Origin of the sequence: Pseudomonas sp. PvP089 (assembly GCF_017875165.1) — a bacterium.
Taxonomy (GTDB): domain Bacteria; phylum Pseudomonadota; class Gammaproteobacteria; order Pseudomonadales; family Pseudomonadaceae; genus Aquipseudomonas; species Aquipseudomonas fortuita.
This window is the reverse complement of the sequence record NZ_JAGGME010000001.1, coordinates 3,228,310-3,247,697: the sequence shown is the minus strand read 5'-3', so window position 1 is coordinate 3,247,697 and position 19,388 is coordinate 3,228,310. Positions and strand designations below refer to the sequence as shown.

General features: G+C 63.5%; 21 protein-coding genes. 15 read left to right on the top strand and 6 right to left on the bottom strand.

Features of this window, described 5'->3' with window-relative positions; translation table 11 throughout:
* The first annotated feature begins 113 nt into the window (after nucleotides 1-113).
* The 11 genes from J3A71_RS14875 (at nucleotide 114) to J3A71_RS14825 (ending at nucleotide 11,283) form a co-directional block, all read left to right on the top strand.
* The gene (locus tag J3A71_RS14875) at nucleotides 114-422 is read left to right on the top strand and encodes a hypothetical protein (RefSeq protein ID WP_016487294.1); all 309 of its coding nucleotides are present in this window, start codon (nucleotides 114-116) and stop codon (nucleotides 420-422) included.
* Nucleotides 423-469: 47 nt separating this feature from the next.
* Nucleotides 470-1,021 (top strand): YbhB/YbcL family Raf kinase inhibitor-like protein, encoded by a 552-nt coding sequence (locus tag J3A71_RS14870; protein ID WP_023048864.1) that lies wholly within the window; start codon nucleotides 470-472, stop codon nucleotides 1,019-1,021.
* A 554-nt stretch (nucleotides 1,022-1,575) separates the two neighbouring features.
* Nucleotides 1,576-2,637 carry a 3-deoxy-7-phosphoheptulonate synthase gene (locus tag J3A71_RS14865; protein ID WP_209952986.1) on the top strand — a complete coding sequence of 354 codons (1,062 nt, stop codon included), beginning with the start codon at nucleotides 1,576-1,578 and terminating at the stop codon, nucleotides 2,635-2,637.
* Between the two features lie 79 nt (nucleotides 2,638-2,716).
* The gene (locus J3A71_RS14860) at nucleotides 2,717-2,998 is read left to right on the top strand and encodes a peptidylprolyl isomerase (RefSeq protein ID WP_023048866.1); all 282 of its coding nucleotides are present in this window, start codon (nucleotides 2,717-2,719) and stop codon (nucleotides 2,996-2,998) included.
* Nucleotides 2,999-3,139: 141 nt separating this feature from the next.
* The gene (locus tag J3A71_RS14855; RefSeq protein WP_096426115.1) at nucleotides 3,140-4,939 is read left to right on the top strand and encodes an extracellular solute-binding protein; all 1,800 of its coding nucleotides are present in this window, start codon (nucleotides 3,140-3,142) and stop codon (nucleotides 4,937-4,939) included.
* A complete protein-coding gene (yejB, locus tag J3A71_RS14850; protein WP_016487300.1) occupies nucleotides 4,936-5,994 on the top strand; it encodes a microcin C ABC transporter permease YejB in 1,059 nt (352 codons plus the stop codon). The genes J3A71_RS14855 and yejB overlap by 4 nt, the downstream gene beginning before the upstream one ends.
* Complete coding sequence (locus J3A71_RS14845) at nucleotides 5,994-7,010, top strand: ABC transporter permease (RefSeq protein ID WP_096426116.1); 1,017 nt, start codon at nucleotides 5,994-5,996, stop codon at nucleotides 7,008-7,010. The genes yejB and J3A71_RS14845 overlap by 1 nt, the downstream gene beginning before the upstream one ends.
* A gap of 38 nt (nucleotides 7,011-7,048) precedes the next feature.
* Nucleotides 7,049-7,819: a 3-hydroxybutyrate dehydrogenase gene (gene hbdH, locus J3A71_RS14840; protein ID WP_096426117.1), complete on the top strand. Its 771-nt coding sequence runs from the start codon at nucleotides 7,049-7,051 to the stop codon at nucleotides 7,817-7,819.
* 55 nt (nucleotides 7,820-7,874) lie between these two features.
* Nucleotides 7,875-8,354 carry a serine protease inhibitor ecotin gene (gene eco, locus J3A71_RS14835; protein WP_016487303.1) on the top strand — a complete coding sequence of 160 codons (480 nt, stop codon included), beginning with the start codon at nucleotides 7,875-7,877 and terminating at the stop codon, nucleotides 8,352-8,354.
* A gap of 99 nt (nucleotides 8,355-8,453) precedes the next feature.
* On the top strand, nucleotides 8,454-8,729 hold the full coding sequence (locus tag J3A71_RS14830) for a peptidylprolyl isomerase (protein ID WP_016487304.1): 276 nt from the start codon (nucleotides 8,454-8,456) through the stop codon (nucleotides 8,727-8,729).
* A gap of 133 nt (nucleotides 8,730-8,862) precedes the next feature.
* On the top strand, nucleotides 8,863-11,283 hold the full coding sequence (locus J3A71_RS14825) for an autotransporter outer membrane beta-barrel domain-containing protein (RefSeq protein ID WP_096426118.1): 2,421 nt from the start codon (nucleotides 8,863-8,865) through the stop codon (nucleotides 11,281-11,283).
* Here the strand turns inward: J3A71_RS14825 and J3A71_RS14820 are convergent.
* Nucleotides 11,280-11,903, bottom strand: coding sequence for a LysE family translocator (locus tag J3A71_RS14820; protein ID WP_016487306.1), 624 nt, complete (start codon nucleotides 11,901-11,903; stop codon nucleotides 11,280-11,282). The two genes, J3A71_RS14825 and J3A71_RS14820, sit on opposite strands and share 4 nt — an antisense overlap.
* Before the next feature lie 131 nt (nucleotides 11,904-12,034).
* On the opposite strand from J3A71_RS14820, the gene J3A71_RS14815 reads away from it, so the two are divergent.
* Nucleotides 12,035-12,844, top strand: coding sequence for an AraC family transcriptional regulator (locus J3A71_RS14815; RefSeq protein WP_096426119.1), 810 nt, complete (start codon nucleotides 12,035-12,037; stop codon nucleotides 12,842-12,844).
* Nucleotides 12,845-12,958: 114 nt separating this feature from the next.
* A complete protein-coding gene (locus J3A71_RS14810; protein ID WP_096426120.1) occupies nucleotides 12,959-13,573 on the top strand; it encodes a LysE family translocator in 615 nt (204 codons plus the stop codon).
* On the opposite strand, the gene J3A71_RS14805 is transcribed toward J3A71_RS14810, so the two are convergent.
* Nucleotides 13,521-14,246 (bottom strand): metallophosphoesterase, encoded by a 726-nt coding sequence (locus tag J3A71_RS14805; protein ID WP_096426121.1) that lies wholly within the window; start codon nucleotides 14,244-14,246, stop codon nucleotides 13,521-13,523. The two genes, J3A71_RS14810 and J3A71_RS14805, sit on opposite strands and share 53 nt — an antisense overlap.
* Nucleotides 14,247-14,462: 216 nt before the next feature.
* On the opposite strand from J3A71_RS14805, the gene J3A71_RS14800 reads away from it, so the two are divergent.
* A complete protein-coding gene (locus tag J3A71_RS14800) occupies nucleotides 14,463-15,206 on the top strand; it encodes a carbon-nitrogen hydrolase family protein (RefSeq protein ID WP_096426122.1) in 744 nt (247 codons plus the stop codon).
* The gene (locus tag J3A71_RS14795; protein ID WP_016487311.1) at nucleotides 15,203-15,445 is read left to right on the top strand and encodes a hypothetical protein; all 243 of its coding nucleotides are present in this window, start codon (nucleotides 15,203-15,205) and stop codon (nucleotides 15,443-15,445) included. The genes J3A71_RS14800 and J3A71_RS14795 overlap by 4 nt, the downstream gene beginning before the upstream one ends.
* Nucleotides 15,446-15,448: 3 nt before the next feature.
* Here the strand turns inward: J3A71_RS14795 and J3A71_RS14790 are convergent, their stop codons facing one another.
* From J3A71_RS14790 to J3A71_RS14775, 4 genes are all read right to left on the bottom strand, one after another.
* On the bottom strand, nucleotides 15,449-15,949 hold the full coding sequence (locus tag J3A71_RS14790; RefSeq protein WP_016487312.1) for a methylated-DNA--[protein]-cysteine S-methyltransferase: 501 nt from the start codon (nucleotides 15,947-15,949) through the stop codon (nucleotides 15,449-15,451).
* 69 nt (nucleotides 15,950-16,018) lie between these two features.
* On the bottom strand, nucleotides 16,019-16,819 hold the full coding sequence (locus J3A71_RS14785; RefSeq protein WP_096426123.1) for a lipopolysaccharide biosynthesis protein: 801 nt from the start codon (nucleotides 16,817-16,819) through the stop codon (nucleotides 16,019-16,021).
* Nucleotides 16,820-17,102: 283 nt separating this feature from the next.
* Complete coding sequence (gene ilvA, locus J3A71_RS14780; RefSeq protein WP_096426124.1) at nucleotides 17,103-18,662, bottom strand: threonine ammonia-lyase, biosynthetic; 1,560 nt, start codon at nucleotides 18,660-18,662, stop codon at nucleotides 17,103-17,105.
* Between the two features lie 181 nt (nucleotides 18,663-18,843).
* Nucleotides 18,844-19,275, bottom strand: a complete 432-nt coding sequence (locus J3A71_RS14775) for a PACE efflux transporter (RefSeq protein WP_016487315.1) — start codon at nucleotides 19,273-19,275, stop codon at nucleotides 18,844-18,846.
* Nucleotides 19,276-19,388 lie beyond the last annotated feature (113 nt).

Here is a 19,388-nt window from a genome sequence, read left to right as displayed (position 1 = left end):
GGTGTTCGCCGGGCAAGCCCGCTCCCACAGAGTGACCACTCGTCGCCCGAAAGGCACACCTGCCCTGACGCGCAGCCAAACGAATGACAGATCATCCGCCAAGGAGACCCTCCATGATCCGCATTCGCTCTCTCTCCCTGTGCCTGGCGCTCGCGCTGGCCAGCCTCACCGGCACCACCTTTGCTGCCACCGACACCAACACCGACAGCCGTCCGCAAACCGACCAGTCTGGCGGCAAGACCGCCGGTGACGACAGCAGCGTCAACAGCCCCGGCAGTGGCCAGGACAACGACAGCAGCGACACCGGCAGCAACAGCGATGCCGCCGACGGGGCCAGCGGCGGTTCGAACAGCACGGGCGAGGCGACAGGCTCTGGCGCCGGGCACACCGGCGGCACCGCCGAGGACCAGGACAGCCACTGAGGCACGCCTCGGCTACACTGCGCCCAAAGCCCTGCCAAGGATTCGCCATGAACGTCAAACCCTGGCTGCTCGCCGCCCTGCTGCCCTGCACAGCCTTGGCAAGCAGTAGCAACCAAGGGGCGCTGTCGATCAGTTCCTCGTCATTCACTGATGGGGGCGTGATCGCCCTGCAGCAGGTCGGGCAGGACCCGGCCTGCGGCGCAGGCGAGGAGCGCACCCCGCAACTGAGTTGGAACAACCTGCCCGCAGGTACCCAGTCGCTCGCGCTGATCATGTTCGACCCGGACGGCGGCAAGGGTATCGGCGTGGTGCACTGGGTCGCGTACAACATTGACCCGGAGCACGATGGGCTCAAGGAAGGCATGGCCGGGCTCAGTGGGCAATACGTGACTGTGGGGCGCAACTCGCGGGGCACCCTCAGCTACCGAGGCCCCTGCCCACCCGCTGGCGACAACCCGCACCATTACGCACTGACGCTCATTGCCACAGACCTGCCCTTGGGCACGCTTCCCGAGGGACTGGACCGCAGCGGTCTGTTGCAGTTGCTGCAAGGCCACGCATTAGGGGCGCAGAGCCTGATCGGGCGCTACGGCCATTGAACCATCCAGTACAAAAACAAATGATCGAGCTCATCGCATTTATCCATTGAATGGCCCGGTGCAACTGAAGTAAGCTCGGGCTCATTCACTGGAGAGCAACATGCCAACACACACCCGCAACCACGCCAACCACACCGGTCGCAAACTGCGCCCTGTGCTGGCCGTTGCCGGCTGCGTGGCACCTGCCAGCTATTACTTCGGGTATTGGTTTAGCCACTAGGCGCCGATACCCACACGGCGCCCACCTTCGAGGGGCCGCCGAACATGAGAATACTCAAACCCCCGGTCGGCTCCCCGACCGGGGGTTTTGCTTTTCAGGCCTTTGAACAACACCGATTCACATTGAGGACAGATTCATGAACTACGCCACTTATTACGACGCAAACACCTATGCCTGGCGATTTAGCCAATCCCGTTCGGGCCAGCCTGCCGCCTCCGATCGGTCCTCAACAGGTGGCAATGCAGCAGCCAATACGAATTCAACGATCTGTCGAACACCTCGATAGGGCCGACAGCGCGGGCCTGAACCCGCCGTCCGCCCAGGGAAAAACGCCATGCAAGCTTCCAACCTCGCCCTGCCCCTGACTCAGCCGCAAGCAGCCAACACCACGGTCAGCAAGCGCCTGCCCAGCCCGCACCTGCTCAAGCAACAGATGCCGCTGTCCAGTGAACTGGCCCAGCAAGTCCAGGCCCACCGCCAGGCCATCCGCAACATCCTCGAAGGCCGCGACGAGCGCCTGCTGGTAATCGTCGGCCCGTGCTCGATCCACGACCCACGCTCGGCGCTGGAATACGCCGACCGCCTGGCCGCCCTCAGCCGCGAAGTCGGTGAAAAGCTGCTGCTGGTGATGCGCGCCTACGTCGAAAAACCGCGTACTACCGTCGGCTGGAAAGGCCTGGCCTACGACCCGCACCTGGATGGCAGCGACGACATGCACTCGGGTATTGCCTTGTCCCGCGGGCTGATGCTGAGCATGATCGAACGTGGCCTGCCGGTGGCCACCGAGCTGCTGCAACCGATGGCCGCCGGCTACTTCGACGACCTGCTGGCCTGGGCCGCAATTGGCGCACGCACTACCGAATCGCAAATTCACCGCGAAATGGTCAGTGGCCTGGAACTGCCGGTCGGGTTCAAGAACGGCACCGACGGCGGCATTTCCATCGCCACCGACGCCATGCGCAGCGCAGCCCACCCGCACCGCCACTTCGGCATGGATGCGCAGGGCCACCCGGCAATCATCGAAACCCTGGGCAACCCGGACACGCACTTGGTACTGCGCGGTGGCCACAAAGGGCCCAACTACGATGCCAACAGCATCGCCATGGCCCGTCAGGCATTGGCCAAGGTTGGCGTTCAGGCGCGCATCATGGTCGATTGCAGCCACGCCAACAGCGGCAAGGACCCGGCTCGTCAGCCGGCGGTGTTCAACGATGTGCTGGAGCAACGCCTGGCAGGCGATCGCTCGATCGTTGGCGTGATGATCGAGGGGCACCTGTTCGACGGCTGCCAGGCGCTGGGCAAGGGTGCACTGAAGTACGGCGTTTCGATCACCGACGGCTGCCTGGGCTGGGCCTCGACCGAAACCTTGTTGCGTGAGGCTGCACTAAAACTGTGAGCCGAAGGTTGCGAGCCTGGCGAGACATACCCCAAGCAAGTGCGCTAGGCTTGCGTTTTTACCCCAAGGAGCAGTACCCATGGCCCGTGCAACCGCCCGCCACATCCTGGTCAGCAGCGAAGAGAAATGCAACGAACTGAAAACCCAGATCGAAGCAGGCGCCGACTTCGCTGAAATCGCCAAAGCCAACTCGACCTGCCCGTCCAGCCGTCAGGGCGGTGACCTGGGCTCGTTCGGCCCAGGCCAGATGGTCAAGGAGTTCGACACCGTGGTGTTCAGCGCCCCGGTCAACACCGTGCAAGGCCCGGTGAAGACCCAGTTCGGCTACCACCTGCTGGAAGTGACCAGCCGCCAGGACTGATTCTCCCTCCCGGTGATCAGACCCCCTGTGGGAGCGGGTTTACCCGCGAAGAGGCCAGACCAGACAACCTCGTTGCCTGCTCCGACGCATTCGCGGGTAAACCCGCTCCCACAAGTATTGTGGGGGCTTGTGTTTTCGTGCATGGGCTTTACCGTCCATGCCGCTCCCAGCCACGCCCTCACCGTCTACGACGAAGCCCCCCGCTACGCCCCCAACTTCCAGCATTTCGACTACGTAAACCCCGACGCCCCCAAGGGCGGCATCCTGCGCCGCTCGGCCATCGAGATCGGCCAGTTCGACCATATTTTGCCGTACATCGACAAAGGCATCGGCGTCAGCGAGGTCGACGGCCTGCTGTACGCGCCACTGGCCGTACGCTCGTTCGATGAACCCTATACCGTCTATGGCCTGATTGCCCGCAGCATGGAGCGTGGCCCGGCGGATGCCTGGCTGCGTTTCGAGATAGACCCGCTTGCCACCTTCGCCGATGGCAAGCCGGTGCGCGCCGAGGACGTACGTTTCACCTTCGAGCTGTTGATGAGCAAGGGCAGCCTCAAGTACCGCACGCAGTTCGCCGATGTCACCGGCGTAACCGTGGAAGGCCCGCAGCACGTGCGCTTCGACTTCAAGCCCGACCACGGCCGGACCCTGGCGCTGGACCTCGCCAGCTTGCCAGTGCTACCCGAACATGACTGGCAGCAGCGCGATTTCGCCAATGGTGCGGGTTTCGACAAGCCAATTGGCAGCGGGCCATACCGCATCGGGCGCATCGACAACGGCCGCAGCATCACCTTCGAACGAGACCCGACCTGGTGGGCACGCAACCGGCCGGCCAGCCGGGGCCGCTACAATTTTGACCAGCTGCGCATCGAGTACTTCGGTGACACCGAGGTGGCGCGGCAGGTGCTCAAAGGCGGTGGCTACGACTATAACCGCGAGTTTTCCGCCACCGCCTACACCCTGGGCTACAACGGCGCACAACTGGACGATGGCCGCTTGCAACGCGCGCACCTGGGCCCGGCCAAACCGCAGGTTGCCCAGGGCTTCGTATTCAACCTCGACCAGCCGCAGTTCAAGGACCGCCGCGTGCGCCAGGCGCTGGGCATGCTGTGGGACTACGAGTGGAGCAACCGGCAGATGATGCGCAACCTGTACATCCGCCAGCAAAGCGTGTTCTCCAACACACCGCTGGCGGCTCGCAAGCTGCCGGATGCCGACGAACTGAAGCTGCTCGATCCGTTGCGCGGCAAAATACCGGACGAAGTCTTCACCACTGTGTTCACCGCTCCGGTAACCGATGGTTCGGGGATTGTCCGCAAGCAGCAGTTGCAGGCCCTGGACCTGCTTGAACAAGCCGGCTGGCACCCCGAAGGTGACCGCCTGGTGAACAGCCAGGGCACACCGCTGGCATTCACCTTCCTCAACGGCCAGTCTGGCATGGAGCGCCTGCTGCTGCCATGGAAGCGTAACCTGGCACAGATCGGCGTCACCCTGAACATCCGCAATGTCGATTCGGCCCAGTACGTCAACCGCCTGATGGCACGGGACTACGACATGATCGTCACCGGCTACCCGGTCAGCCTGTCGCCCGGTGCCGAGCTGTACAACTACTTTGGCTCGGCAGCCGCGCACGACCCCGGCTCGAACAACCTGATGGTGCTGCAGGACCCGGCCGTGGACCACCTGATCGACGGTCTGGTGCGCGCCGGCACACAGGCCGACATGCTGCACCACGCCCATGCCCTGGACCGTGTGCTGCAGTGGAACTACAACTGGATCCCCAACTACTACCCGCCGGGCAGCTCCACCGCCTGGTGGAACCGCTTTGGCCTGCCCAAGGTCCAGGCCACCTATGACGAAGGCCTGGACACCTGGTGGGAGGTAAGCCCCACCCCGTTGACCAACGCGCAAATGGCCGAACGCCGGAAGCTATCACCATGACCGCCTACATTCTGCGCCGTCTGCTGCTGATCCTCCCGACGCTACTGGCAATCCTGCTGGTCAACTTCGCCATCGTCCAGGCCGCGCCGGGTGGCCCGGTGGAGCAGGCCGTGGCGCGTCTGCAAGGCCTGGGCGGCGGTGCACCCGGCGCACGCGCCGAGGTGGTACATGGCGAGTCGCGTGCCACCCGCGGTCTGGACCCGAAACTGATCGAAGAAATCAAGCGCCAGTACGGCTTTGACAAGTCGGCCCCCGAACGGCTGTGGTTGATGCTCGGCCAGTATGCCCGGCTGGACTTTGGCAGCAGCTTCTTCCGCGGGGCCAAAGTCACTGACCTGATCCTGGACAAGTTACCGGTGACCCTGTCGCTGGGCTTGTGGGCCACGCTGATCACCTACCTGGTGTCGATCCCGCTGGGCATCCGCAAGGCGGTACGCCACGGCAGCCGCTTCGATGCCTGGAGCAGCGCGCTGATTGTGGTCGGCTACGCACTGCCCTCGTTCCTGTTCGCGCTGCTGCTGATCGTGCTGTTCGCCGGTGGCACCTCGCTCAACTGGTTCCCGGTACGCGGGCTGGTCTCGGAAAACTTCGCCGAGCTCAGCCTGCTGGGCAAGGTCGCCGACTACTTCTGGCACCTGGTGCTGCCGGTCGGGGCCTTGGTGATCGGCGGTTTCGCAACCCTTACGTTGCTGACCAAGAACGCCTTCCTCGACGAGATTTCCCGCCAGTACGTGGTCACCGCCCGGGCCAAGGGCCTGAGTGAGCGCCGGGTGCTGTACGGCCATGTGCTGCGCAATGCCATGCTGCTGGTGGTGGCCGGGTTGCCGCAGGCACTGATCACGGTGTTTTTCGCCGGTTCGTTACTGATCGAGGTGATCTTCTCCCTCGATGGCCTCGGCCGCCTGAGCTACGAGGCCGCCGTGTCGCGAGATTACCCAGTGGTGTTCGGCACCCTGTTCATCTTCACCCTGGCAGGCCTGTTGATCCGCCTGATCGGTGACCTGTCGTACACCCTGCTCGATCCGCGTATCGACTTCGACACGAGGGCGCACTGATGCTGTCCCCCGTCTCGCGCCGCCGCCTGCAACGCTTTCGCCGCAACCGCCTGGGCTGGGTCTCGCTGTGGCTGTTCGCCGGCCTGCTGCTGCTGTGCCTTGGCGCTGAGCTGGTGGCCAACGACAAGCCGCTGCTTCTAAGTTACAAGGGCGAGCTGTATGTGCCGGCGCTCAAGCGCTACAGCGAGCAGGAATTCGGCGGCCAGCTGCCATTTCAGCCCGACTATCGCAGTGCCTATGTACGGCAATTGATCGCAGACCAGGGCGGCTGGATGCTGTTCGCGCCCATCCCGTTCAGCGCCGATACGCCCAACTACGACCTGCTGGTACCCACCCCCAGCCCGCCCAGCACGAGCAACTGGCTAGGCACCGACGACCAGGGCCGCGACGTGCTGGCTCGGGTGTTGTATGGCACGCGGGTATCGCTGCTGTTCGCCTTCGCCCTGACTGTGGTCAGCGTGTTCATCGGTGTAGTGGCCGGCGCGGTGCAGGGCTACCACGGCGGTTGGGTCGACCTGATTGGCCAACGCCTGCTGGAGGTGTGGTCGGGGTTGCCTGTGCTCTACCTGCTGATCATCCTCAGCGGCTTTGTCGAGCCGGATTTCTGGTGGCTGCTGGGGATCATGGCACTGTTTTCCTGGCTGACCCTGGTCGATGTGGTGCGCGCAGAGTTCCTGCGTGGGCGCAATCTGGAGTACGTGAAAGCCGCTCGCGCGCTGGGGTTGGCAGACAGCCAGGTGATGCTGCAGCATATCTTGCCCAATGCCATGAACGCCACGCTGACCTATGTACCGTTCATGCTGACCGGGGCAATCACCACCCTGACTGCGCTGGACTTTCTCGGCTTCGGCATGCCGGCCGGGAGTGCCTCGCTGGGTGAGCTGGTGACCCAAGGCAAGCAACACCTTGAGGCCCCATGGCTGGGCTTTACCGCGTTCTTTGCGCTGGCGGTGATCTTGTCGCTGCTGGTGTTCATCGGCGATGCCTTGCGCGAAGCGTTCGACCCCAGAAAATGAGTCTTCACGCCCGGCCTTTACTTGAAAAGGAGCTTTGCATGACCCTGACAGGCAAGACTGCACTCGTTACCGGTTCCACCAGCGGCATCGGCTTGGGTATCGCCCAGGTGCTGGCACGCGCCGGCGCCAATATCGTGCTCAACGGCTTTGGCGACGCGGCACCGGCCATAGCCGAAATCGCCCGCCATGGAGTGAAGGTGGTTCACCATCCGGCCGATCTGTCGGACGTGGCCCAGATTGAAGCGTTGTTCGCCCTGGCCGAGCACGAATTCAGCGGCGTCGACATCCTGGTCAACAACGCCGGCATCCAGCATGTCGCGCCGGTGGAGCAGTTTCCGCTGGAAAGCTGGGACAAGATCATTGCCCTGAACCTGTCAGCTGTGTTCCATGGCACGCGCCTGGCCCTGCCGGGCATGCGCACGCGCAACTGGGGGCGCATCATCAACATTGCCTCGGTGCATGGCCTGGTCGGCTCGACCGGCAAGGCGGCCTATGTGGCAGCCAAGCATGGTGTGGTCGGCTTGACCAAGGTGGTGGGCCTGGAAACCGCCACCAGCAATGTCACCTGCAACGCCATCTGCCCCGGCTGGGTACTGACCCCGCTTGTGCAAAAGCAGATCGAAGATCGTGCTGCCAACGGTGGCGATCCGCTGCAAGCACAGCATGATCTGCTGGCCGAAAAGCAACCGTCGCTGGCGTTTGTCACCCCCGAGCACCTGGGTGAACTGGTACTATTCCTGTGCAGCGAGGCCGCAAGCCAGGTTCGCGGCGCCGCCTGGAACGTCGACGGTGGCTGGTTGGCCCAGTGACGGGCGGCCTGGGCCTGGCGGCGGGTTCGCATTCGTTTACCTGCAAGGAGGCCCTATGCGCCCTACCCCGATGACCGCAATTCTGGCCCTCACCCTGGCTGCCGCCACGCCTGCGATGGCGGCCAGCCTGAAGGACGTCGCGCCTTACCCCGAGGCGGAAAAAGGCTTTACCCGGCAGGTCATCCACCTGCCGGCACAGGCCGATGAATCGGCCTACAAACTGGAGATCCTCGCCGGCAAAACGTTGCAAGTCGACTGCAATCGCCAGCACTTGGGGGGTAGCCTTGAAGAACGCACCCTGGAAGGCTGGGGCTACAACTACTACCGCCTGGACAAAGTCAGCGGCCCGGCCAGCACCCTGATGGCCTGCCCGGATGGCAAGAAGACCAAGGCCTTCGTGCCAGTGATCGGTGACGGCTTCCTGCTGCGCTACAACAGCAAGCTGCCGGTGGTGGTGTATGTGCCCAAGGATGTCGAGGTGCGCTACCGCATCTGGTCGGCGTCGCAGGACGTGCAAAAGGCTAAAGTCGAATAACTACCGCGGCCCCTGCAGGAGCGGCCTTGTGCCGCTCCTGCAAGGCGAGTCTATCAGGCATAATGCGCCCCTTTTTTCGCCCCGAAGCACAGGTACCCCATGAAAGCCCAAGCCCGCCACATCCTGGTCAAAACCGCTGACGAAGCCGAGAAGCTTAAACAGCGCATCGCCAACGGCGAGGCTTTCGACGTGCTGGCCAAAAAGTTTTCGGTCTGCCCTTCTGGCAAGCGCGGCGGCGACCTGGGCGAAGTCCGCCCGGGCCAGATGGTCGGCGCCATCGACCAGGTGATTTTCAAGAAGCCTTTGCGTGTAGTGCACGGGCCGATCAAGAGCAAGTTCGGCTACCACCTGGTGCAAACGTTCTATCGCGATTGATGGCAGCGGGCCACCTGACATTTTTGCCAGTTGTCCCCTCGCCAAACATTACATACAACTCCGGCAGGGCCGAAGCCACCCCGTTGGCGTCGCTTCAGGTAGTGGACCCTTCAATGGACCCGGAGACCTGCCTATGCGATGCCCCCGCTTGCTGCTGCCCTTACCCCTGCTGGCACTGCCATTGCTGGCTCATTCCCAATCCCTGACGGTTACACCCGGTGAGACCCTCGGCGCCGTCGTGCAAACCGATGCCGCTGATGAGTTCACCCTCAGCGGCGGGACGGTGCAGTCATTGCAACAAGGCAATGGCGAGGACACCTTCACGATGTCTGGCGGCACGCTAGGGTCGTTGAACCAGGGCGGTGACATGGACACGTTCACCATGACCGGCGGCATCATCACGGGCGCTTTTGAAGACGGTGACACCGCATGGTTCAAAGGCGGCAGCATTGGCCGAATCGATCTCAAGCTCGCTGACAACTTCCTCGAAATTTCCCAGGGGCTCGGGGTCGAAACCGTTGTTGTTGGCAACGTTGTCAGTGGGCTTGGCAACGACACGATCATCATGGCAGGCGTCACCGTCGGCGGTGATATCAGTACCAGTAGCGGCGTTGACAAGATAACCATCAGCGGCGGCACGCTCAAAGGCGAAATACGCACTGGCAACGGCGCGGATGAATTTACCTGGACGGGCGGCCAGATCGGTAAGCGGGTCATTATGGAGAATGACGATGACACCGCCATCGTCCGCGCCCTCGACCTCGGTAACTCTGCCGTTATTCTGGACGGCGGTACCGGCACGGACACACTGACGTTCGAGCAGAGTCAGGTCGGCCAAGGGGCGTCGTACATCAACTGGGAGTCCATCAACCTCCAGCAAGGCAGCCAGCTCACCCTCAACGACACCCTCACGCTGGGAGACCTCGGCAGCGATCAGCCACGCGGGATCCCCGCCACTGGGACAGGCACCCTTCTGATCGATGCAAGCAGCTCGCTGATCAGCCGCCAGGGCAGCATCGTCAGCATCCAGAGTGACAGCAAGGTATCGTTAGTCAACGCCGGCACCCTCGACCTGAGTCGTGGCAACGACGCTCAGGGCCGCCTGACTGTTCAGGGCGATTACACCGGTGACAACGGCACACTGCGCCTGAATAGCGTACTGGCAGGCGATGGCGCTGCCTCCGACCGCCTGGTGATCAGCCGCGGCGCCATCAGCGGCTCTACGCGATTGTTCGTCAACAACCTCAATGGCGCGGGTGCAACAACCGCACAAAACGGCATCCAGCTCGTCGAAGCCCGTGACGGCGCCACCAGCTCTGCCACTGCATTCGTGCAGACGCAAACGCTATCGGTAGGTGCCTATGACTACCGGTTGTTCAAGGGCGGTGTAACCGCTGGCAGCGAAAACAGCTGGTACCTGCGCTCGACGCTAGTCGCGCCACCCGCTCCAGCACCGGGCCCCGAGCCCGAACAACCCACACAACCTTCACAGCCGGGCAGGCCGCCGGTAATAGCACCGGCCCAGACGCCACCTGTTGCCGCTCCGGCACCTGGCCAGGTCGACCTGCCCGCCCCCGTGCAAGGCGAAAGCCTGCCGCTGTATCGCCCGGAAGTCCCGGTTTACGCTGCCGCCCCAAGAGGCGCTGCGATCATCGCGCGCCAGGCCTTGGGTACCTTCCATCAACGCCAGGGCGACCAACAGTTGCTCAAAGGCGAAGGCGCCCTGCCTGCCAGTTGGGGACAGGCCTACGGCGGCACGCTTCGCCAGCAATGGAGCGGTACGGTCAGCCCGAGCCTGGAGGGCGACCTGTACGGTTTCAAGGTGGGCCAGGACTTGTATGCCAAGACGGGCGATGGCGGTTATCGCCACCATGTCGGCTTTTACGTCAGCCACAGCCGCCTGGATGCCGACGTCAAAGGTTTCGCCCTGGCCGCGCAAGACCGCAGCGTTGGCGACCTGAAACTCGATGGCGACAGCGTTGGCACTTACTGGGCGTTGGTCGGGCCGCACGGCGCGTACCTGGATGCCGTGTTGCAGTACACCCGTCTCGATGGGCGGGCCCGCTCGCAGCGCGGCGACAAGCTGGACATCGACGGCCATGCCTGGACGGCATCGCTCGAATCCGGCTACCCCATCGCCCTGTCCGAACGCTGGACGCTGGAGCCACAAGCCCAGCTGATTGCACAAAAAGTTTCGCTCGACAGCGCAAGCGATAGTGTCTCGCGCATCAGCCATGACGCCCAGGTAGAGTTGACCGGCCGCTTGGGTGTGCGCCTGGAAGGTGCGTTCACGGGGAGCAGCGGGCGCCTGTTGCAACCCTATGCGCAGGTCAACCTGTGGCACGGCGACGGTGGCCGCGACACCCTGACCTTCGATGATGTCGACAAGATCAAGACCGACTACCGCTACACCTCGGTACAACTGGAAAGCGGCGTGGTGGCGCAGGTCAGCGAAGCGCTGAGCCTGCATGGCGGCGTGCAGTACACCGCCAACCTGGACAGCCGCCAGCAGGAAGCCAGCGGCATCAACCTGGGGGTGCGCTGGCAGTTCTAGCGGCGCGCCGCCAACAAGCCGAGGCCGGCGCAGCCCAGCAGGGAGGCGCTGACCCGGTTGAACAAACGGCGCGGGCCGGGCTGGCTGAACCAGCGCTGCATGTAGGCGCCAAGGCCTGCGTAGAGGGCTATGGCCGCCCATTCCAGCAGCAGGAACAACAGCCCCAACCACAGGAACTGCTCGCTTACCGGGGTGGTGCTGCCGACCGAGACGAATTGCGGCAGGAAGGCGGTGAAGATCAGGATGGCCTTGGGGTTGCCAGCTGCCACCCAAAACTCCTGCCGCGTCAGGCGCCAGGTGCCACGCGGGTGATCGGCTGCCACCACGGCCTCGCCTACCGGTGCGCGCCACAGCTGCCAGGCGATGTAGAACAGGTACGCCGCCCCCACTACCTTGATGGCCAGGAACAGGTATTCACTGGTGTGCAGCACCACGGCCAGGCCCATGGCCGCCAAGGCGATCATGCCGCTGAAGGCGACGATGCGACCACCACCGGCCACGCAGGCCGTGCGCAGGCCGTAGCGGCTGGCGTTGTGCAGCGACAGCAGGTTGTTCGGCCCGGGCGCCATGTTCAGGGCGAAGCAGGCGGGGATGAAAAGCAGCAGGCTTGAAAGGTCCATTGTTGTTTTCCTTGGGCAACAGGCGTCTATTTCGGCGTGTGCCGGGCCTTGCGGTCAAGTTACAGCCAGCGATAAAAACTGTATGGGTACGCGGCACCTGTTACGCTGCGGGCGAAATAGAGGACCTTGTGATGCCCCGCTCCCACGCCGAGCTGTGGCGCGACCCGGCACTCCCCCATGTGGAAAGCCGCCGCGCCTGTCATAGCCGCGCCTGTTACAAGGCCCACAGCCACCCGACGTTCTCCATCGGTGCGGTGGATGCTGGCCACAGCCATTTCAGCGGCGCCGCACATGGGCAGGAACGGCTGACACCCGGCACGCTGGTATTGGTGCCAGCCCACCGCGTACATGCCTGCAACCCCCAACCCGGGCAAGCCTGGAGCTACCAGATGCTGCATGTGGATGCCGACTGGCTGACCCAGGTGCGGCTGGAGTCGGGGCTGGGCGGCGCCGGGCCCGGTGAGCCGGCGCGTATCTGCCGGGTGCCAGCGGTGTATGGGCAGTTCTGCGAGCTGAACAGGTTGCTGTTCTCCAGCGCCAGCAACAGTGAGAAGGATGCGGCGCTGATTGCCTTTGTGGGTGACCTGGACTTTTCCGCCCAAGCCCCGCTGGCAGCAGCCCCCGCCTTGGGGGCAACTGCGTTGAGCGGTTTGATCGCACACCTTGAAGGCCAGGACCCCGCGCAACTCAGCCTGGAGGTGCTGGCCCGCGAGGCCGGCCTTGGGCGCTACCAGTTGATCCGCGCATTCCGCACGGCCACAGGGTTGACGCCGCATGCCTATCTGCTCAATGCCCGGGTCAATCGCGGGCGGCAGTTGCTGGGCGAAGGGCTGGCGTTGGCGGAGGTGGCCTACCGCCTCGGGTTTGCCGATCAAAGCCATTTCCAACGGGTATTCAAAGCCCATGTGGGTGTGACGCCGGGGCAGTATCGGGGCGATTAGAGGCCTGTGCGCTCCTGCACAGGGACAGTGCCCCGCTTTGTTTGCAATATTGTTCAATACGCTGGGGCAGGCCCGGCAGCAGACTGCGGTTTTTCCCGCAGAGCCGCGCCGCCCATGCAACCGTTCCTGATCATTGCCCTCGCCCACTTCCTCGCCCTGCTCTCACCCGGCCCGGACTTCTTCCTGGTCGCACGCAGTTCGATCAACAGCGGCTGGCGCATCGCCAGCGGCGCCTGCCTGGGCATTGCCCTGGCCAATGGCGCGTTCATCGCCATGGCCTTCACCGGCCTGTCTGTGCTGCAGGAAGGCAGCCTGCTGTTCACTGCACTGCAACTGGCCGGCGCCAGCTATCTGCTTTACATCGGCATTCTGTTCCTGCGCCACGCCGGGCAAACCCGCCTGGGCGCAGTCGCAGGCAACACGAGGGTTCAAGGCTGGTGGCGCAATCTGGGCATGGGCTTGTTGTCCGGTATCCTCAACCCCAAGAACGCGCTGTTCTATGCCAGCCTCGCCAGCATGGTCGCCAGCGCCAGCGCCGGCTGGAAATCGGCCTACGCGCTGTGGATGTTCAGCATCGTCCTGCTCTGGGACCTGCTGGTCGCCGTGGCCATCGGCAACCAACGAGTACTGCGGCATTTCGCTCGCAGCCTGCCGTGGCTTGAGCGGGCCTCAGGGATCATGCTGGTGATCCTGGCCGCCGCGCTGTTGATGCATCTGGCGCAGGGCTGACCAGTTGCAGGGTACGCATGTCCATCAAGGTGAAATGGCCGCTAGCCCACCCCCCTGTATCCAGGTGCCAGACATTGCCCAGCAGCTTTGCCTCCAGCACCGGTGTGTGGCCGACCAGCAATGCACGCAGGCCCTGCACCTGCTGCGTATCACCTTGTTTCAGGCGCCGCCGCGACCACTGGCATACCTGGCGTACTTCAGGGTCGTCATCCAGCTGCAGACAGGAACGTAGCGCTGCCCAATCTGCAAACGGGCTGTCTGCATGCAGCAGCCCGACCAGGCCGGCCGCGCTTTCCACTTCGATGGCAATCGGCAATTGCTCGAAGCGTTCCACGAAACGCAATTGCGCCTTGCGCGGCAGGTCCAGGAACCAGCTTCCACCCGCTGCGCGGTACATCTCCAGGTCAAGCCGCCCCCCTCGCACGCGGGTAATTGCCAGCGCCTCATGGTTACCTTGCACCGCATGGAACCAGGGTCGCGCGAGCCACTCCAGCGCGGCCTCGCTGTGCGGCCCACGGTCGACCAGGTCACCCACACTGAACAGGCGGTCTATGGCCGGATCAAAACCCACCGCATCCAGGCACTGCTCCAGGCGCTGGAAGTGGCCATGGATATCACCCACTGCCAAGTCACGTCCCCGGATATTGGCGATTAACCGCCGAAACCGTCCCATTGCAATCTCCCTCTGCAGGCGCTGCCATGGCGGGCGTAAAATGCAGGCTGCCCCCGGTGTGTGCCGGGCCCATGGCGCTTCATTGGATAGCATGGCACACGGCGCGCCAGCCGCGCACGCCGACGTGCTCGGCAACCTGAATAACCCTTCACTGGCACAGCCATTGATGCCAATAGTATGCTCGACCCTTCAACCTGAACCAGGGAAGGGTTTTTCATGAAACTGTGCGCCGTGCAACTGGCGTCGCTCAAGGGCGACTTGCCAGGCAACCTCCAGCGTCATCTGGCCTGCATCGAGCAAGCTGCGGCCTTTGGCGCCGAGCTGGTGGTTTTCCCCGAACTGTCGCTGACCGGCTATGAGCCAAGCCTTGCGCGCCAGGCCGCCTTGCCGGTCAGCTCTGAACGGCTGGGCCCGCTGCAGGCAGCCAGTGACCGCTTGGGTCTCACCGTTGCCGTAGGCCTGCCGTTGCCGACACCCGACGGCATTCGCATCGGCATGCCGATCTTCAGCCCCGGGGCACCGCGCCAGGCCTATGCCAAACGGCGCCTGCATGATGACGAGCTGCCCTACTTCACCCCAGGCGATCAGGCACTGCTGCTGCAGGCAGGCAACCATCGGGTGGCACCGGCGATCTGCTACGAATCGATGTTCATGGCGCATGCGGCCGCCGCCCGCGAGCACGGCGCCGACCTGTATCTGGTCAGTGTGGCGAAAACCGCCAAGGGCATCCGCGAGGGCTACGCGCATTACCCCGAGGTGGCACGTGAACTGTCAATGCCGGTGTTGATGGCCAACTGCGTGGGGCCGGCCGATACCTTCATCGGTGCCGGCGGGTCGGCAGCGTGGGACAGCCAGGGGCGCTTGCTGGCCAGCCTGGATGATCACAGTGAGGGGCTGATCATACTGGACACTGGCAATGCCAGCGCAATGGCCCTGCCTTTGCACCTGCACGCGCCATGATTTACCTGTTTCTGGCGTTGCTGAGTTACGCCTGCACCTACTATCTGGTCGGTTTGCTGATCCGGGGCCAGCTTGCCGACGTGGCCGAGGGTTTGCGCCATCGGCCCGATGCACCCACTCCCGGCGAGTACCTGCGTACGGTGAAAGCCCATGCCCGCCGGGCCCATCGGCAGTACACCCTGATGGCAGGCTCGGTGCTTGCGATATTGGTTTGCCTGCTCGCCAGTTGGTTCAGGTGACGCCTACAAGTCCAATGCCAGGCTTTGCCGACCTTCCAGCGCCAGCAGATACTGCTTGGCCGCCAGGCCACCGGCAAAGCCTGTCAGGCTGCCCGAGGCACCGATCACACGGTGGCACGGGGCGATGATCGAGATCGGGTTGCGGCCGTTGGCAGCGCCTACCGCTCGCACCGCGCTGGGGTTGCCGATCTGCCGGGCGATGTCGCCGTAGCTGCGGGTTTCACCAAAGGGTATTGCCAGCAGCGCGGCCCACACCTGGCGCTGAAACTCGGTACCGGCAAAATCCAGCGCCAGCTCGAAGCGCTGGCGCTTGCCGGCAAAATACTCGCCAAGCTGCCGCGCGGTGTCCAGTAGCACCGGGCACTGGTCGTCACGGTGCAAAGCACCGAGCCGCACGCGGTTTTCCCGTTCCTCTTCCCACAGTACGGCTGCCAGGCACTCGCCGCGGGCCACCAGGGTCAGGGTGCCGACGGGCGATTGCATGAACGTGAAAGCGCTGGACATAGCGGGCTCCGCAGATGGCGATCAACCTACTGTACGCATCCACAGTTCCTCATGCACCCGCTTTCTTGCTCAGGTAATTGCACAGCCGGCAATGTGCCGCGCCTGGCTGAGGTTGACCTTGGGGATCAGGTCGGCAGGAATGCGCGACCTCGCCGACAGGTTGTAGACATGGAAATGCTCGTTGAGCACTTCCCTTGCCATCAGCGCCAACGACGGCAGGATACGGCTCTCCCAATGCTGGTCGAGCCCGCACGGCGAACACTGCCCCTGGCCGTTCTCGTAAAAGCGCCCAACGCGCTGATCGAGATCTACCCCGACCAGCAACACTTCTTCAAAGCCAAGGTGATAAGCCAGCTGCAACGCCACATACGCCACTGTGCGGGCATCGAAAAAACCCTGGCCCAGGTCTTTGCTGAAGGCAATCGAGCGGCTGCGTTTGCTCCACAGTGCGCGGTTGCAAACGCAGCTGTCACCATGGCCACGCAAACCGTCCAGCAGGCCCGGCGTGTCGGCTTTGCGCAAGGCGTAACACTCGGTGTCGGCGGGCACATCGGCCCCGGCATACTGCTCGGGCCAGAGCGCCAGGCGCTCGCTGTCACGCAACGCCGTGGCGAACAAGCCCGGCTGTTGCTTGGGGAAGCTTTTGTCGGTACATACATAGAAAAAAGGCCGGATACCGTGCTCGGCGGTCATCGAAACTGAACCGTTCATGGCAATGATGGGCAGATGTGCGAATTCGCCCAGCGGAAAATGCTTGGCAGAAGCGCCGGAGGCAAGGATCACCACGGGGCCCTGCCGGGAGTTGCGACACGCCTCAAAACTGGAGAACGCCCCGCGTTCAGCACTTGGCTGCGACGGAAGTGTGTTCATCAATGTCATCTTTAACTGGACAGTACAAACCACAATACTGGTCCGTGTATAGGCCGTGGCCGCATTTACCCAACTTTACCTGACTGAACCTAATCGGCCGCCACGTCCCTGTGTCGCGGTTGCGAGCGGCTACACAGTGCCCGGACAGTACCGGCTTAATGGCGCCGGGTCCCGCTGCAGCCTTCACAGCAGACCACCTTGGCCCGGTGATTGTTCCCCCACGGTGAATCAGCAAACCCGATGGGGCCGCCCAGCGGCCCCCGATAGTGGTGTGGGTCAGCCGTCAGCCCAGGAACAGCTTGTACGCCGGGTTGTTAGTCTCATCCCAATACCGATACCCCATCTCATTCAGCGCCAACGGCAAGCCCGCCAACTCATCGCCCGGCACCTCCAGCGCAGCAAATACCCGGGCCTCCGCCGCCCCGTGGTTGCGGTAATGGAACAGGCTGATGTTCCAGCGCTTGCCCAGCCGTTCCAGAAAGCCCAGCAGCGCCCCTGGCCGCTCGGGAAACTCGAAGCGCAGCACCCGCTCATCAGCACCTGGCGCTGCGTGGCCACCCACGGTATGACGCACATGCAGTTTGGCCAGCTCGTTGTCGGTCAGGTCCAGCACGCTGTAACCCTGCTCGCGCAGGTTGGCCAGCAGCTGGTCACGCGGGTCGTGCACAGGGTGGGTCTGTACCCCGACGAACAGCCGCGCTTCCTTGCCGCGGTAATAGCGGTAGTTGAATTCGGTGATTTGCCGCTTGCCCAGTGCCTGGCAGAAGGCGCGGAAGCTGCCTGGCTGCTCAGGGATGGTGACCGCAATGATCGCCTCGCGCTGCTCGCCCAATTCAGCCCGTTCGGCCACGTGGCGCAGGCGGTCGAAATTCACATTCGCCCCGGAGTCAATGGCCACCAGTGTCTGCCCCTGCACTCCATCACGTGCCACGTACTTCTTGATCCCGGCCACGGCCAGGGCACCGGACGGCTCAGTGATAGAGCGGGTATCATCGTAGATGTCCTTGATTGCCGCGCACAGCTCATCACTGCTGACGGTTACCACTTCGTCGACAAAATGCCGGCACAGCTCGAAGCAGTGGGCGCCGATCTGCGCCACCGCTACACCGTCGGCAAAGGTGCCGACCTGCGGCAGGATCACCCGTTCCCCGGCGGCCAGGGCGGCCTGCAGGCAGTTGGAGTCCTCCGGCTCGACGCCGATCACCTTCACCTCTGGGCGCAGGTACTTCACGTAGGCGGCGATACCAGCGATCAGCCCACCACCGCCCACCGGTACAAAAATAGCGTCCAGCGCGCCCGGGTGCTGACGCAGGATTTCCATGGCCACGGTGCCTTGCCCGGCGATCACGTCCGGGTCATCGAAGGGCGGCACAAAAGTAGCGCCTTCGCTATCGGCCAGCTTCAGCGCGTGGGCCAAAGCGTGTGGGAAGCTCTCACCGTGCAGCACCACATGCCCGCCGCGCGAACGCACCCCTTCCACCTTCAGTGACGGCGTGGTGGTCGGCATGACGATGGTCGCCTTCATGCCAAGGTGCGACGCTGCCAGGGCCACGCCCTGGGCATGGTTGCCCGCCGAGGCGGTGATTACCCCACGCTCACGCTGCACAGCACTGAGGCGCGACAGGCGGGTATAGGCGCCGCGGATCTTGAACGAGAAGGTAGGCTGCAGGTCTTCGCGCTTGAGCAACACTTGGTTACCCAGGCTGGCAGATAGCGCAGGCGCCGCTTGCAGGGGCGTTTCGATGGCCAGGTCGTACACCGGCGCGGCCAGAATGCGCCGCACCTGCTCCGACAGCAGTTGCTGGGGGGTGACGGTAGTACGAGGGACGCTGAAACTGGTCATCAATGACTCCTTGGCTGTTTTCACGTTGCCCAGGAGTCAGAGAGAAAAAACCCGCCTCCAGGGCGGGTCAGGTGCACGTACGCGCTAGCCCGCCAAGCTGATAATGGCGGTAATAATAATGGCGTTCACATGCGGGAAGGTATTCATGGGGTAGGAACTTAGCCGGTAGTGCGGCACAAAGTCAACACTTGGCCTGCTGCGCCGAAAGTGGCACATCGAACACCTTGTCGAAGCCCCACTGGAAGGCAAAGGCATAAACGAAGAAGAACACGAACAGCGCCAGGTTGGTCAGCAGCGCCGCCCACAGGCTCACATCCAGCCAGTACGCCACCAGTGGCAGCAGGATCACCACCAACCCGCCCTCGAAGCCCAAGGCGTGCAGCAAGCGCCGCATGAAGGTGCGCTCACGCTGGCGCTGGCGCGCTTCCCAGCGTTCGAATACCCAGTTGTAGCCCATGTTCCAGCTCATCGCGATGCCTGACATCAGCACCGACAGTACCGCCGACTGCGCCATGCCGGCGCCAAACGCCAGCTCCAGCGCAGGCGCCACGCAGGCGACGGCGATGGCTTCGTAAAGAATGGCCTGGACGATCTTGCGGGCCTTGCCTTGCATGTTCAGCTCCCTGGGTAAACGACCTGTAAAACTACAAGATGTGGCCCACAAGAAAAAGCCCGAAATTTGGACAACAGCGCGTTCGGCTGCTTGTATTTACCCCGTACAAATAG